Source organism: Janthinobacterium sp. LM6 (assembly GCF_002002885.1).
Taxonomy (GTDB): Bacteria; Pseudomonadota; Gammaproteobacteria; order Burkholderiales; family Burkholderiaceae_D; genus Janthinobacterium; species Janthinobacterium kumbetense.
This window is the reverse complement of record NZ_CP019510.1, coordinates 3,798,181-3,811,159: the sequence shown is the minus strand read 5'-3', so window position 1 is coordinate 3,811,159 and position 12,979 is coordinate 3,798,181. Positions and strand designations below refer to the sequence as shown.

The window sequence follows — 12,979 nt, the reverse complement described above, 5'->3', positions numbered from 1 at the left end:
TACATTTACTTCATATTGACCAAGGCCATGAACAATCAACACGATATCGCACGCCAGGAACACGAATTTCAGGAACTATTACAAAAGGTAATGCAGGAACCGCTGGCGCCTGTGACGAAGTCGGTCCGCGAGCTGGACAAACGGCTGGACCAGTTTGAATCGCAGCTGGAAGATTTACAGGCGATTATCCAGGGCACGAATATGAGTGCGGATGACGCGCTCAAGCAGATTCGCTCGCTCAAATCGCTGGCCGAAGAGGCGCCGCGCGAAATTCGCCTGTCGTTGCAACCCATGTTGCACCAGGTCCAGAATACGCTGGAACAGGGCACGGTGACCGCCCACCGCGACTCGGTGGAGAAATTGTCGGGACAGCTGGTGCAGCAAGGCGAGTCCGGCAAGCAATCCTTCGTCCAGTTGCATGAACTGATGGCGCAGCAGCGCCATGAGCTGGGCACGCAGGCGGCGGCATCGCTCATGGAGCTTGCGCGTCTTAACGAGGCGGAGCTGGCGCCGCTGGTGCAGTCCGTGGCGCAGATGCAATTGGCGTTTGCCGAGCAGCAAATGCAATTGACCGCGCTTGCGATGCAGCAGGAGGCGTGGGCACGCACATGGGCGGAACAGTTGGCGGCCTCGACACAATCTGTGCGGCGCTGGCTGATTGCTACCCTGGTTGTCGCGAGCGCGGGCTGTGCCGCCGGCATTGCCTTGTTTGCCGGCAGGCTCTGACTGCGGCAGCGATGAGGGAACTGGCCACGCCCCAGGCCTGGTCAGCCGCTGTGCGCCACGAGTCTGATTCTCGTAATCTCCGCCGGCGCCCCGATGCGCTTGGGCGGTCCCCAGTAGCCGGTGCCGCGGCTCACATATATCCACAGGCGGCCTTGCCGGTGCAGTCCGGCCACGTAGGGCTGCTGCAGCGGCACGAACAGATTCCACGGCCAGAACTGGCCGCCGTGCGTGTGGCCCGACAATTGCAGGTCGTAGCCCGCCGCTTCGGCCTCGGGTGCGCTGCGCGGCTGGTGCGCCAGCAGGATGCGGGGGATGCCGGCCGGCGCGCCGGCGACGGCCGCTTGCGGGTCGCTTTTCTGCGCCGGATCGAAGGCGGCGGCGTTGAAGTCGGTCACGCCGGCCAGCGCCAGGCGCGCGCCGTCGTGTTCGAGCACCGCGTGTTCATTCATCAGCACGCGCAAGCCCAGGCGGCGGAATTCCGCCACCCACGGCGCGGCGCCCGAATAGTATTCGTGGTTGCCCGTCACGAGAAACACGCCATGGCGCGCGCGCAGCTCGCCCAGCGGCGCCGTGTGGCTGCCCAGTTGCGCCACCGTGCCGTCGACCACGTCGCCCGTGATGGCGATGAGGTCTGCCTGCAGGCCGTTGGCGCGCGCGACGATGGCCTGCACGTAGGCGCGCTTGATGGTGGCGCCCACGTGGATGTCGCTCAGTTGCACGATGGTGTAGCCCTGCAAGGCGGCCGGCAGGCCCGCGATGGGCACGTCGACCTCGCGCACGCGCGCCACCCGGCGGGCGTTGATGAAGCCGACGATGGTGGCCAGCAGCGCCAGGAGCAGCACAAGCACGGCTGACGCCTGGGCGTGCGGGCGGGTGGCAGGAATCAGCATCAGCAGTGCGCGCAGCACGGTCAGCACGAACAGCGACGAAAAAAAGCCCATGCACAGCGAACCGGCCCAGCTCAGACGGTCGGCCAGGCGCGCATCGTTGGTGACGGCGCGGGCGAAGATCGTCATCGGCATGAGCATGGTCGACGCCAGCAACACGGCGCCGCCCAGCAGCCAGCCGGCCAGGCCGACGGGCAGCGCAGGCAACAGCAGCCAGCCCAAGAGGGCATGCAGGGCGCCCAGTATCATGGTGATGCGCAGCAGCGGCGTGCGGGTTGTCATGTCATGCTTCCAGAGGTGAGGCGGCCGCCGATTATAGCCGACGCCTTGGCCGCAGGCAGCCGCCACCCCGCTTAGGGGGCGATATGCAGTCCCAGTATGGCCAGCTTGCCGAAATCGACGGGTTTGGCGAAATGTTCGTTGAAACCGGCCTGCAGGGCCGCCTGGCGATCGTGTTCCTGGCCGTAGCCGGTCAGCGCGACGAGCAGGAATTGCTGCGGTATCGGCAACTGGCGCAGTTTGACGGCCACGTCATAGCCGCTCATGTCGGGCAGGCCGATGTCGAGAAAGACGATGTCGGGCTTGAATTCCAGGGTGCGCTCGGTGGCTTGCGCCCCCGTGTAGGCCGTGCGCACCGTATGGCCGTACATTTCCAGCAGTTCGGCCAGAGTGTCGGCCGCATCGCGGTTGTCGTCGACGACGACGATGCGCTGGCTGCCGCCGGTGGCGGCCTGCGGCGCCGGCGCGGCCGGCAGCGGCACGTTGGCGTCGAGCGGTAGCAGGACTTCGAAGGTGCTGCCCAGTCCCACGCCGGGACTGTGCACGCTGACCTGGCCACCGTGCAAGGTCACCAGGTTGCGCACCAGCGACAGGCCGATGCCCAGGCCGTCCTGTACCCGGTCGGGCGAGTGGCCGCTCTGCTCGAACAGGCCGAAGATGCTGTCGATGCTGGCGGCGGCGATGCCGATACCGTTGTCGCTCAGGCGGATGCGCACATTGTCGCCCTCGCGCACGGCGGTAATGGCGATGCGTCCGCCCGGCGCCGTGAACTTGGCCGCGTTGAGCAGCAGGTTGGCGACGATCTGCGACAGGCGCACGGCGTCGCCGCAGACCCACAGCTCTTCCTGGGGCAGGTTCACGTCGAGCGCATGGCCGCGCGCCTCGATGCTGTGCGAACTCGTTTCCAGCGCGCTGCGGATGACGCTGGCCAGGCCCACGCTTTCCCACTGCAGCGAGATCTTGCCTTGCGAAATGCGCGACACGTCGAGCAGGTCGTCCACCAGGCGCACCAGGTGATCGGTATGGCGGGCGATGGTGCGGCGCGCATTGTCCTGCACGGCCGGCACGACGGGATCGAGCTTGCACAGCAGGGCCAGCGCCGTGCGGATGGGGCCCAGCGGGTTACGCAATTCGTGCGCCAGGGTGGCCAGGAATTCATCCTTGCGGCGGTCCACGTCGCGCAGCGCGCGCTCGACGCGGCCCAGGCGCAGCAGCGCCTTGACGTTGGCGATCAGTTCATCGGCCTCGATCGGCTCGACCAGGTAATTGTCGGCGCCGCCGTCGAGGGCGCGGATCTTGTCGGCCGTGCCGATGCAGGAAGCCGACGTCTGCAGCACCAGGATGGTGTTCGTCTCGGCGCCTCCCTTCAATTGGCGGCACACTTCCAGGCCGTTGATGTCGGGCAGCTTGACGTCGAGCAGGATCAGGTTCGGGCGGTCCTGGCGGGCGCGCAGCAGCGCGTCGCCCCCGTTCGAGGCTTCGATGACCTTGAAGCCGGCGCGTTGGAGGATGCGCGATTTGGCGTAGCGTGCGCCGTCGCTGTCATCGACGTTGAGGATCAGAGCATCGCTGTTGTTATCCGGTAGCATGCGCATTGTCCCAGGTGGTTGTGCCTTGCGGCGGAACCGGCTCTTGCCGGTGGTGTTGGTTGCCGATCAGCGCGCGCAGGGTGGCCAGCAATTGCTGGCGCGACAGCGGCTTGACGTAGTAGGCGTCGGCGCCCAGCGCCAGGCCCTTGCGCACGTCGTCGATCTCGGTGGCGACGATGACGGGCACCTGGCGCCGCAGCGGGTCGTTTTTCAGCTCGGCCAGCCAGTGCCAGGCAGTTTCGCCGTGCAGCAGGATGTCGAGGATGACGGCGGCGGGGCGCTGCTGTTCCCAGCGCTCCTGCGCCTCGCGCACGCTGCGCGCGGGGATCACGCGAAACTCGCTGCCGGCCAAGAATTTTTCATACAGCAGGCGGATGGGCGGATTGTCTTCCACCACCAGCACGCCGATGCGCTGGTCGTTGCCGTTGTCGTTGGCCGGCGCGCTCGGCGGCAGGCTGCCTTCGGGCGCATGGTAGCTGGCGGGCAGGACGACGGAAAACAGCGAACCGTGGCCCGGCGTGCTTTCCACGGACACCGTGCCATTGAGCAGGGTGGCCAGGTTGCGGCACAGGGGCAGTCCCAGGCCCGTGCCCTTGACCTTGCGCTGCATGTGGTTTTCCACCTGGCTGAATTCCTCGAAGATCAGCTGCACATCTTCGGCGGCGATGCCCAGGCCCGTGTCGGAGACGGAAAAGCGGATGGCGTCCTGCTCCGGCAAAGGCGTGGCGCTGACGACGATTTCTCCCGCTTCCGTGAATTTGAGGGCGTTGGCGATGAAGTTGCGCAGGATTTGCGACAGCTTGCCTTCATCCGTGTGTATCTGCAGGGCCGGGTCGGGGTCGATGAAGGTGAGCGTGAGCGATTCGGACACCAGCAGCGGGCGCAGCATGCCGCGCAGGGCGCTGAACAGGTCGGCCACCTGGAAACTGTTGGCGTGCACGTCGACCTTGCCCGCCTCGATCTTGGCCAGGTCCAGCAGGTCGTTCACCAGGTCGCTCAGGCTGACGGCGCTTTGCAGGATGAACAGCACCTGCTTTTCCTGCTCCTCGGACAGTTCGCCGTCGATGCGGTCGAGCAGCAGCTTGGACAGGGCGCGGATGGAGCTGAGCGGCGTACGGAATTCATGGCTCATGTTCGACAGGAAGCGCGACTTCATCTGGTCGGCGCGGCGCAGGTGGTCGGCTTTTTCATCGAGTTCCGCGAACAGCGCCACCACGCCCCGGTTGGTGTCTTCCAGTTCGCGCGTCAGCTGCAGCAGGTCGTCCTGGCGCGTCTTCAGTTCGGCCAGGGTGGTCAATAGTTCGCGGTTTTGCTGCTGCACTTCGGCCAGCGTGATGTCCGGGGGCAGCGCCTGCAGGCTGCCGGACAGGGTGCCGATCATGCCTCCGTCGAGCAGCGGAGAGTCGCGCGGGAACAGCTTGTGCAGCGTGATCTGCGTGCCGCCGCCGGGTGCGCTGTCGATGTGGCAGCGGTCCATCAGGCGCTGTGCGCCCAGAATGCCCAGGCCCATGCCCGTGGGCGAGCGGTAGGTGCCGGCCAGTATCCGGTCGAGCTGCGCGATGCCGGGCCCCTGGTCTTCGATGCGGATGCTGAGCACCTGCGGTGCCGTCTGGCCGTCGATGGCGAAATGCACCTTGCCGCTGCCCGCGTAGTTGTAGACGTTGCGCGCCAGTTCCGACACGGCCGTGGCGATGCGCACCTGGTCCTGCACGCCGAAGCCGCACAGGGCGGCGATCTGGCGCGCGCGCTGGCGCGCCCCCACCACATCGAGTTCGCTGCCGATATGGGCGGTTAATATGCGTTGCGTCATGGCGTGTCGTTCCTTTCCGCACCGGCATGCCGGTGCTCCTCATGTTCGCGCAGCACCACCACCGTGACGTCGTCGCGCCCGCGCGCAAAATCGCGGTACAGCACGGCGGCGACCAGGCTGGGATGGCAATGCGCCAGGCCCGGATACCGTTCCAGGTCCCAGCGCGAGTGCAGGCCGTCGCTATGCATGATCAGTGTCGTTCCCGGCTGCCACGGATAGCGGAATTCCTGCACCTTGCGCAGATTGCTGCCGACGATGCCGTTATGCGACAGCAAATGCCGGCGTTGCTGCGCATCGAAGGCGCAGGCGGCGATGTTGCCCACGCCCGCATAGCGCAGTTCGCGGCGCGCGCTGTCGATGTGCGCCACGGCCAGCGCCGCGCCGCGTGTGGCGCGCAGGGCGCCGTGGGCCAGTTCGATGAAGGGGGCGGGCAGGGGCGGCAGGCCGGGCGTATCGTGTTCCAGCAGCGCGCTGGCCGTTTCCGACGCCCGGGCCGCCAGCGGGCCGTGGCCCAGGCCGTCGGCCACCATCAGGCTCAGTTCATGGCCTTCGCACACGACGTTCCAGGCGTCGCCGCACACCTGTTCCGACGCCAGCGGCAGACACACTGCGCCGATCTGCCAGTTCGGACGGGCCGGGATGGCGCTGCTGGCGTGCTGGCCCCAGACCACCATCATCAGCACCGTGCCCTTGTCCGGCGCCGTGTACAGGTCGAATTCCTGGCTCAGGCGGCGTATCGCGCCCAGTCCCACGCCGTAGGTGCCGGTGGTGGAGTGGCCGTCCTGCATGTGCTGGCGCACGTTGGCCATGCCGGGGCCGTTGTCGATGGCCAGCACTTCGATGCCGCTGGTGCCGCCGCGCAGCACCTTGCGCAGCAGGATTTCGCCGCGCTGCGCGTGCTTGACGATGTTGGTCGCCGCTTCGCTGATGAGGATGGCCAGCTGGCCCGTGCGCACGTCGTCGAAGCCGATGCGGCGCGCCAGCTCGTTGCCGGCGCGGCGGGCCGCGGCGATCTCGCTCGGTTCGCCGATGGGAAAAGTTCTTTGCCTGAGAATGTCAGGCTGCGGTTCCTGGTGGTTCAAAACAGCTTCCATTTCGCGATGGTGACGGTGGTGCCCGCGCCGGGCGCCGTGTCGATGTGAAATGCGTCGGCCAGGCGCTTGGCGCCGCCCAGCCCCAGTCCCAGCCCGCCGCCGCTGGTATAGCCATCGGTCAGCGCCAGGGGAATATCGTCGATGCCCGGTCCGGCGTCGACGAAGCGCAGTTCCAGGCCCTGGCGCGCGCCATCGCTGACGCGCGCGATGCGCGCTTCGCCGCCGCCGCCGTAGCGCAGGGTGTTGCGCGCCAGTTCGCTGGCCGCCGTGATGATCTTGGTCTGTTCGATCAGGCCAAACCCCATGGCGACCATGCTGTCGCGCACCTGCTTGCGCAAGCGCACGACGTCCTCGTCGCTGTGCAGGGGCAGAATCTGCTGCGCCCCCGCCTGCGCCCGCTCCTGGGCCTGCGCGCCTAGCACGGCGCCCCCGTCATGCGCATGCGCCGCCCCGTTCCAGCAGCTTGATCCCCCGTTCCACGTTGAGCGCCGTGCTCACGCCTTCCAGGGTCAGCCCCAGCTCCACCAGGGTGATGGCGACGGCCGGCTGCATGCCGACGACGACGGTGCGCGCGTCGAGGATTTTCGCCATCGCCGCCGTGTTGCTGATCATGCGGCCGATGAAGGAATCGACGATGTCGAGCGCGGAAATGTCGATCAGCACGCCCGTGGCACGGTCCGTCACGATGCGGGAGGTCAGGTCGTCCTGCAGGGTCATGGCCAGGCGGTCATGCATGTCCACCTGGATCGTCACCAGCAGCAGCCGGCCCATGCGTAAAATGGGGATTCTTTCCATAGGCGCCTCAGTGTTGCTGCTGCTGGTAGGTGATGCTGGAACCCGTGCGTTTCAGGGCCACGACGAAGGCGTCGGCCAGCGTGGCCTTGGTCATCACGTCTTCCAGGTTGACGCCCAGGTGCACGATGGTTTGCGCGATCTGCGGGCGGATGCCGCTGATGATGCAGTCGGCGCCCATCAGGCGCGCGGCGGCGATGGTTTTCAGCAGATGCTGCGCCACCAGCGTGTCGACGGTGGGCACGCCCGTGATGTCGATGATGGCGATCAGGGCGCCCGTGTCGACGATCTTTTGCAGCAGGCTTTCCATTACCACCTGCGTGCGGGCGCTGTCGAGGGTGCCGATCAGGGGCAGGGCCAGCACGTTTTGCCACAGCTGCACCACGGGCGTGGACAGTTCCAGCAATTCCTGCTGCTGGCGCAATATCACCTGTTCGCGCGCCTTCTGGTAGATGGCGATGGTGAGCAAACCCAGCTCGTCGAACAGTTTGCTGGTGCTGACGATGGCGTCGCCCAGTTCCTGCGGCTGCGCCGTGATTTCCTGGCGCAGGTAGGCGAACAGCGGTTCCTTGAGCGAGAACATGAAGCTGGCCGTGTCGATCGGCGAATAGCCCTGGCGCACGCGCGATTGCGATATTTCCGCGAGCAGCTGGCGCGTATCGTCCCAGGCGCCGCCTTCGATGTCGAACGAGTCGCCGCTTTCCAGCGCGCCCGCCAGCAGCGGCAAAAATTGCGATGCCTGCTGGCGCAGCTCGTTTTCGGCGATCTTGTCGCGCCGCACCAGGCGGGCGATCAGGCCAGCCATCCAGCCGTCCAGCAATGCCGTGTGGTGCGCGTTGATGATGTTGGCCAGTTGCTGCGCCTGGCCCGTGCCCGTCTTGACCGTGTCCGTCTTCATTCTCATGCTCATCCTTGGCTGGAGTGGAGGGTGCGGCGCGGCCGCAATCGGGCACGCGCGGTGATGAATAAATTATAGGCAGGCGTGGCCGTAGCTTGTGTTCTGTGCCGCACATAGTGGCGCATGTCGATGTACATTCCTGTGGGAAACATTCGGGCCTTTAAAGATGCATGTAGTTTGCATGTTTAAGGGAATTCCGCTACACTGGCAGCACTCAACAAGAGAAGCACGCCATGAATATCGACAAATTCAAACAGCAGCACCTGGCCATCCTGGCCGCCATCGATGACTTGCGCCGGCTGGCGCGCGGCGGAGTCGCCGCGCAGGCGCAGGCCATCGCCGAACAGATCATCGCCATGAGCGGCTTGATCAAGCTGCACCTGGCCGTCGAGCAGCGCTACCTGTATCCGGCCGCGCAGGCGTGCGGCGTGGCCAAGGTGGCACAACTGGGCCGCCAGTACGAAAACGAGATGCACGGCATCGCCGGCGCCTACCTGGATTTCGCCGGCCGCTGGAATACGCCCGTGCGCCTGGCGGCCGAGCCGGAAGCCTTCCGCAGCGAAGCCAATACCGTGCTGCACGCGCTGTTCCAGCGCATGCGCCGCGAAGACCACGAGTTATACCCGGCCGTTGAAACGCTGGCCTGAACCGCTTACTCATATATACAGGAGTTTTACATGCTGACCCAAGAACAACGCGCCATCATCACGGCCACCGTCCCCATCCTCGAGCAGGGCGGCGAAGCGCTGACGCGCCACTTTTACAAGAACCTGTTCCGCGACCATCCCGAAGTGCTGCCGTACTTTAACCAGGCGCACCAGCACAGCGGCGACCAGCAGCGCGCGCTGGCCAATGGCGTGCTGATGTACGCCAAATATATCGATCAGCTGGCCGCGCTGGGCGACCTGGTGGCCACCATCGTCAACAAGCACGTAGCCCTGCAGATTCGCGCCGAACACTATCCGCTGGTGGGCGCCAGCCTGCTGCAGGCGATCCGCGAAGTGCTGGGCGAAGAAGTCGCCAGCGACGCCGTCATCGATGCCTGGGGCGCGGCCTACGGCCAGCTGGCCGACATCCTGGCCGGCGAGGAAGGGCGCATCTACAAGGCGCAGGCGGCCGCGCCGGGCGGCTGGAGCGGTGCGCGCGACTTTACCGTGCGCAGCAAGACGGTGGAAAGCGGCGAGATCACGTCCTTCCTGATGGCGCCCGCCGATGGCCGGCCCGTGCTCGACTTTGCGCCAGGTCAATATATCGGCGTGCTGGTCGACGTCGACGGCGTGCCCATGCGCCGCCAGTACTCCTTGTCCGCCGCCAGCAATGGCCAGACCTACCGCATCAGCATCAAGCGGGAAGAGGGCGGCAAGGTGTCGAATTTCTTCCACGACCATGTGCAGGCGGGCGATACCGTGCAGCTGACGCCGCCCTCGGGCGACTTTGTGCTGACGGAGAGCGACAAGCCGCTGGTGCTGATCAGCGGCGGCGTCGGCATCACGCCGACCCTGGCCATGCTGACGGCGGCCCTGCGCGGCAAGCGTCCCGTGCACTTCATCCACGCGGCGCGCCACCACGGCGTGCATGCGTTCCGCGCGCAGATCGATGCACTGGCCGCGCAGCACCCGCAATTGAAACGCTATTACTGCTACGCGGAACATGGCGGCGAGCAAGATGCGCCCGATGCCGTCGGCTTGCTAGATAAAAAGCAGTTGAATAACTGGCTGCCCGCATCGCGCGACGTCGACGCCTACTTCCTGGGGCCGCAGCCGTTCATGCGGGCCGTCAAGCAATACCTGCGCGAACTGGGCGTGCCGGAACGGCAGACGCACCATGAATTCTTCGGACCGGCAGCCGCGCTGAACTGACCTTGTCTGCCTTGTATTGCTCCTTGTGTTGCTCCTTGTGTTGCCCCTGCGAGAAAAAAACGCCGCCGTAAGGGGCGGGTAAGCCTCGCGCCGTATTGTGAATGCAAGCTCGAAAACAAAAGAGCAGCTTTTACATAACAGGAGGCAACACCATGCATGACGATCTGGTTCAAAAAATCAAGCGCGACCCCAACTATCATCAACTGGTCAAGGTGCGTTCCCGCTTCGGCTGGGCGCTGACGGGCCTGATGATGCTGGTGTACTACGGCTACATCCTGCTCATCGCCTTCAACAAGGAATTCCTCGCCACTAAAACGGGCGCCGGCGTGATGACCTGGGGCATGCCGATCGGCTTGTTCGTCATCGTGTTTACCGTGCTGGTCACGGGCATCTATGTGCGCCGCGCCAACAAGCAATTCGATGACCTGAGCAACGCCATCCAGGCACGGGTGCAAGCATGAACGGCGCCGCATTGACGCAACGCAAACTCGCTTGCCTGGCAGCGCTGGCCTTGCTGGCGGGCGCCAGCGGCAGCGTGCTGGCGGCCGGCGCCGACCTGGGCCAGGCCGTCAAGCAACCGACCAACTGGACGGCGATCATCATGTTCGCCGCCTTCGTCATCTTCACGCTGTTCGTCACCAAGTGGGCCGCCGCGAAAACCAAGTCGGCGTCCGATTTCTACACGGCCGGCGGCGGCATCACGGGTTTCCAGAACGGCCTGGCCATCGCGGGCGACTATATGTCGGCCGCATCGTTCCTCGGCATTTCCGCCGCCGTCTTCCTGAACGGCTACGATGGCCTGATCTACGCCATCGGCTTTCTCGTCGGCTGGCCCGTCATCACCTTCCTGATGGCCGAGCGCCTGCGCAACCTGGGCCGCTTCACCTTTGCCGACGTGGCCGCCTACCGCTTCAAGCAGGCGCCGATCCGCATTTTCTCGGCCTCCGGCACCCTGGTCGTCGTGGCCTTTTACCTGATCGCGCAGATGGTGGGCGCGGGCCAGCTGATCAAGCTGCTGTTCGGCCTGGAATACTGGATCGCCGTCGTCCTGGTCGGTACATTGATGATGATTTACGTGCTGTTCGGCGGCATGACGGCCACCACCTGGGTGCAGATCATCAAGGCCGTGATGCTGTTGGGCGGCGCCACCTTCATGGCCGTGGCCGTGCTGGCGCAGTTCAACTTCAGCCCGGAAGCGCTGTTCGCCAAGTCGGTGGACGTGCACGCCACCAAGGAAGCCATCATGGGCCCCGGTTCCTTCATCAAGGATCCTATTTCGGCCATCTCGTTCGGCATGGCGCTGATGTTCGGCACGGCCGGCCTGCCGCACATCCTCATGCGTTTCTTCACGGTGCCGAGCGCCAAGGAAGCGCGCAAATCCGTGTTCTGGGCCACCACCTGGATCGCCTATTTCTACATTCTGACCTTCATCATCGGCTTTGGCGCCATCGTGCTGGTGAGTACCAATCCCGAGTTCAAGGATGCGGCCGGTAAATTGCTGGGCGGTAACAACATGGCGGCCGTGCACCTGGCCAAGGCCGTGGGCGGCAACGTCTTCCTCGGCTTCATGTCGGCGGTCGCGTTTGCCACCATCCTGGCTGTCGTGGCGGGCTTGACCCTGTCGGGCGCGTCGGCCGTGTCGCACGACCTGTATGCCACCGTGATCAAGAAGGGCAAGGCCACGGGCGCCAACGAATTGAAAGTGTCGCGCGTGACGACGATCGTGCTGGGCATCATCGCCGTGGTGCTGGGCATCGCCTTTGAAAAGCAGAACATCGCCTTCATGGTCTCGCTGGCCTTCGCCATTGCCGCCTCGGCCAACTTCCCCGTGCTGTTCATGTCGGTGCTGTGGAAGGATTGCACCACGCGGGGCGCCACCATCGGCGGCTTCCTGGGCTTGACCACGGCCGTCGCGCTGACGGTGGTGTCGAAGTCCGTGTGGGTCGACGTGCTCGGTCATGGCGAAGCGTTGTTCCCGTATGCGTCGCCGGCGCTGTTCTCGATGACGGCCGGCTTCGTCGGCATCTGGCTGTTCTCGGTGCTCGACAAGAGCCCCCGCGCGCGCATCGACCGCGCCGGCTACGAAGCGCAGCAAATGCGTTCGGAAACGGGCATCGGCGCGGCAGGCGCCAGCGCGCATTGATGTAAATAAGTGTTGTTGAAGAAAATAATCACGCTCGGTTCGCCGGGCGTGATTGTTTTGCGCGCCTGCAATTCATTTCTGTGCATCTTGCAGTCGGGCGCTGTGCTCATGAATTGAGAAAGGTCAGTAAGGATTGAGGCTGTTTGACCTATAAAGAGAGTGCGATGAGCGGCTATCGATATCTTTGGCGCTAAGGGTGGGCATATGTCTGGAAGGGGGGCGTCATGAATGCATCAGGGACTCATTCTTCTCACTGGTTACCTTCCATAATTATTGCATTGATCGGCTTGGCTTCATCATTAGGCAGCAGTTACATCCAAACGCAAAGGGTGGCTACGGAAACAGCGAAAAAAGTTGTCGATAATAATCTCATTCCGATAGGCGCGGTTATCGGCTCGATGCTGCCGCCTGCCGAGTTTTACCGTCAGGCAGGGCTCGATTCCACTTATGTTCCTGAAAAATACACGTGGGTTCTCGCGGATGGGCGGGATGTGACGCGTTCGGTGTACGAAAAAATTTCCAGCGGAAAGCGCACAGTCCCCGATCTGCGTGGTCTGTTCTTGCGCGGAATAGATGAAGGTGCAAAGAATGATCCAGACGGCGAACGCTTGGCCGGTAGCGTGCAGCCGGATTCATTTGCCGCGCACAATCATGGCGCCGTTCTCCCCAGGATAGCGGAAAGGATCGAAGCTGCCGCTTATGGGGGCATCGCTGCCAGGGCAGTGGCCGGATCAGAGAACGGATCGACAGCCGTTTCCGTTGAAAACAAGGGCGGCCTGGAAACCCGGCCTCGCAATGCCGCTGTGTATTGGTATATCCGCATCAATTAACCGGCAGCCAGGGCAATATTTTCTGCCATTTCAGCAGCACACGTTTGGCATGCTATCTCCAGGCGCGGCAGT

Annotated in this window: 13 protein-coding genes; 6 read left to right on the top strand and 7 right to left on the bottom strand. The window is 64.5% G+C overall.

All coding sequences use genetic code 11. The features are described from left to right. Positions 1–27 precede the first annotated feature (27 nt). Complete coding sequence (locus BZG29_RS16750) at positions 28–726, top strand: hypothetical protein (RefSeq protein ID WP_150130952.1); 699 nt, start codon at positions 28–30, stop codon at positions 724–726. Between the two features lie 41 nt (positions 727–767). Here the strand turns inward: BZG29_RS16750 and BZG29_RS16745 are convergent, their stop codons facing one another. The 7 genes from BZG29_RS16745 to BZG29_RS16715 all read right to left on the bottom strand — a co-directional run bounded on the left by BZG29_RS16745 (position 768) and on the right by BZG29_RS16715 (position 8,081). Then, positions 768–1,895: a metallophosphoesterase gene (locus BZG29_RS16745; RefSeq protein ID WP_077405165.1), complete on the bottom strand. Its 1,128-nt coding sequence runs from the start codon at positions 1,893–1,895 to the stop codon at positions 768–770. A 71-nt stretch (positions 1,896–1,966) separates the two neighbouring features. Continuing rightward, positions 1,967–3,481 carry a response regulator gene (locus BZG29_RS16740; RefSeq protein ID WP_077409147.1) on the bottom strand — a complete coding sequence of 505 codons (1,515 nt, stop codon included), beginning with the start codon at positions 3,479–3,481 and terminating at the stop codon, positions 1,967–1,969. After that, on the bottom strand, positions 3,468–5,291 hold the full coding sequence (locus BZG29_RS16735) for an ATP-binding protein (protein ID WP_077405162.1): 1,824 nt from the start codon (positions 5,289–5,291) through the stop codon (positions 3,468–3,470). The genes BZG29_RS16740 and BZG29_RS16735 overlap by 14 nt, the downstream gene beginning before the upstream one ends. Continuing rightward, positions 5,288–6,373 (bottom strand): ATP-binding SpoIIE family protein phosphatase, encoded by a 1,086-nt coding sequence (locus BZG29_RS16730; protein WP_253192611.1) that lies wholly within the window; start codon positions 6,371–6,373, stop codon positions 5,288–5,290. Before BZG29_RS16730 ends, BZG29_RS16735 begins: the two co-directional genes overlap by 4 nt. Continuing rightward, a complete protein-coding gene (locus BZG29_RS16725; protein WP_253192610.1) occupies positions 6,370–6,807 on the bottom strand; it encodes an ATP-binding protein in 438 nt (145 codons plus the stop codon). Before BZG29_RS16725 ends, BZG29_RS16730 begins: the two co-directional genes overlap by 4 nt. Before the next feature lie 10 nt (positions 6,808–6,817). Then, the gene (locus tag BZG29_RS16720) at positions 6,818–7,180 is read right to left on the bottom strand and encodes an STAS domain-containing protein (protein WP_077405156.1); all 363 of its coding nucleotides are present in this window, start codon (positions 7,178–7,180) and stop codon (positions 6,818–6,820) included. Positions 7,181–7,187: 7 nt separating this feature from the next. Continuing rightward, on the bottom strand, positions 7,188–8,081 hold the full coding sequence (locus BZG29_RS16715; protein WP_253192609.1) for an STAS domain-containing protein: 894 nt from the start codon (positions 8,079–8,081) through the stop codon (positions 7,188–7,190). Between the two features lie 227 nt (positions 8,082–8,308). On the opposite strand from BZG29_RS16715, the gene BZG29_RS16710 reads away from it, so the two are divergent. The 5 genes from BZG29_RS16710 (at position 8,309) to BZG29_RS27825 (ending at position 12,907) form a co-directional block, all read left to right on the top strand. Then, a complete protein-coding gene (locus tag BZG29_RS16710; protein WP_077405150.1) occupies positions 8,309–8,722 on the top strand; it encodes a hemerythrin domain-containing protein in 414 nt (137 codons plus the stop codon). 30 nt (positions 8,723–8,752) lie between these two features. Further along, entirely contained in the window at positions 8,753–9,934 is a 1,182-nt protein-coding gene (gene hmpA, locus BZG29_RS16705) for an NO-inducible flavohemoprotein (RefSeq protein WP_077405147.1), read from the top strand. A 152-nt stretch (positions 9,935–10,086) separates the two neighbouring features. Next, positions 10,087–10,395, top strand: a complete 309-nt coding sequence (locus BZG29_RS16700; protein WP_077405144.1) for a DUF485 domain-containing protein — start codon at positions 10,087–10,089, stop codon at positions 10,393–10,395. Beyond that, positions 10,392–12,077, top strand: coding sequence for a cation acetate symporter (locus BZG29_RS16695; protein WP_077405141.1), 1,686 nt, complete (start codon positions 10,392–10,394; stop codon positions 12,075–12,077). The genes BZG29_RS16700 and BZG29_RS16695 overlap by 4 nt, the downstream gene beginning before the upstream one ends. Before the next feature lie 224 nt (positions 12,078–12,301). Next, positions 12,302–12,907: a hypothetical protein gene (locus BZG29_RS27825; protein ID WP_150130951.1), complete on the top strand. Its 606-nt coding sequence runs from the start codon at positions 12,302–12,304 to the stop codon at positions 12,905–12,907. The last annotated feature ends 72 nt before the right edge of the window (positions 12,908–12,979 follow it).

Excerpts from the sequence above, each read along its gene's own strand:
- BZG29_RS16750 (WP_150130952.1), top strand. The coding sequence starts at position 28 with ATGAACAATCAACACGATATCGCACGCCAGGAACACGAATTTCAGGAA.
- BZG29_RS16745 (WP_077405165.1), bottom strand. The coding sequence starts at position 1,895 with ATGACAACCCGCACGCCGCTGCTGCGCATCACCATGATACTGGGCGCC.
- BZG29_RS16740 (WP_077409147.1), bottom strand. The coding sequence starts at position 3,481 with ATGCTACCGGATAACAACAGCGATGCTCTGATCCTCAACGTCGATGAC.
- BZG29_RS16735 (WP_077405162.1), bottom strand. The coding sequence starts at position 5,291 with ATGACGCAACGCATATTAACCGCCCATATCGGCAGCGAACTCGATGTG.
- BZG29_RS16720 (WP_077405156.1), bottom strand. The coding sequence starts at position 7,180 with ATGGAAAGAATCCCCATTTTACGCATGGGCCGGCTGCTGCTGGTGACG.
- BZG29_RS16715 (WP_253192609.1), bottom strand. The coding sequence starts at position 8,081 with ATGAGAATGAAGACGGACACGGTCAAGACGGGCACGGGCCAGGCGCAG.
- BZG29_RS16710 (WP_077405150.1), top strand. The coding sequence starts at position 8,309 with ATGAATATCGACAAATTCAAACAGCAGCACCTGGCCATCCTGGCCGCC.
- hmpA (WP_077405147.1), top strand. The coding sequence starts at position 8,753 with ATGCTGACCCAAGAACAACGCGCCATCATCACGGCCACCGTCCCCATC.
- BZG29_RS16700 (WP_077405144.1), top strand. The coding sequence starts at position 10,087 with ATGCATGACGATCTGGTTCAAAAAATCAAGCGCGACCCCAACTATCAT.
- BZG29_RS16695 (WP_077405141.1), top strand. The coding sequence starts at position 10,392 with ATGAACGGCGCCGCATTGACGCAACGCAAACTCGCTTGCCTGGCAGCG.
- BZG29_RS27825 (WP_150130951.1), top strand. The coding sequence starts at position 12,302 with ATGAATGCATCAGGGACTCATTCTTCTCACTGGTTACCTTCCATAATT.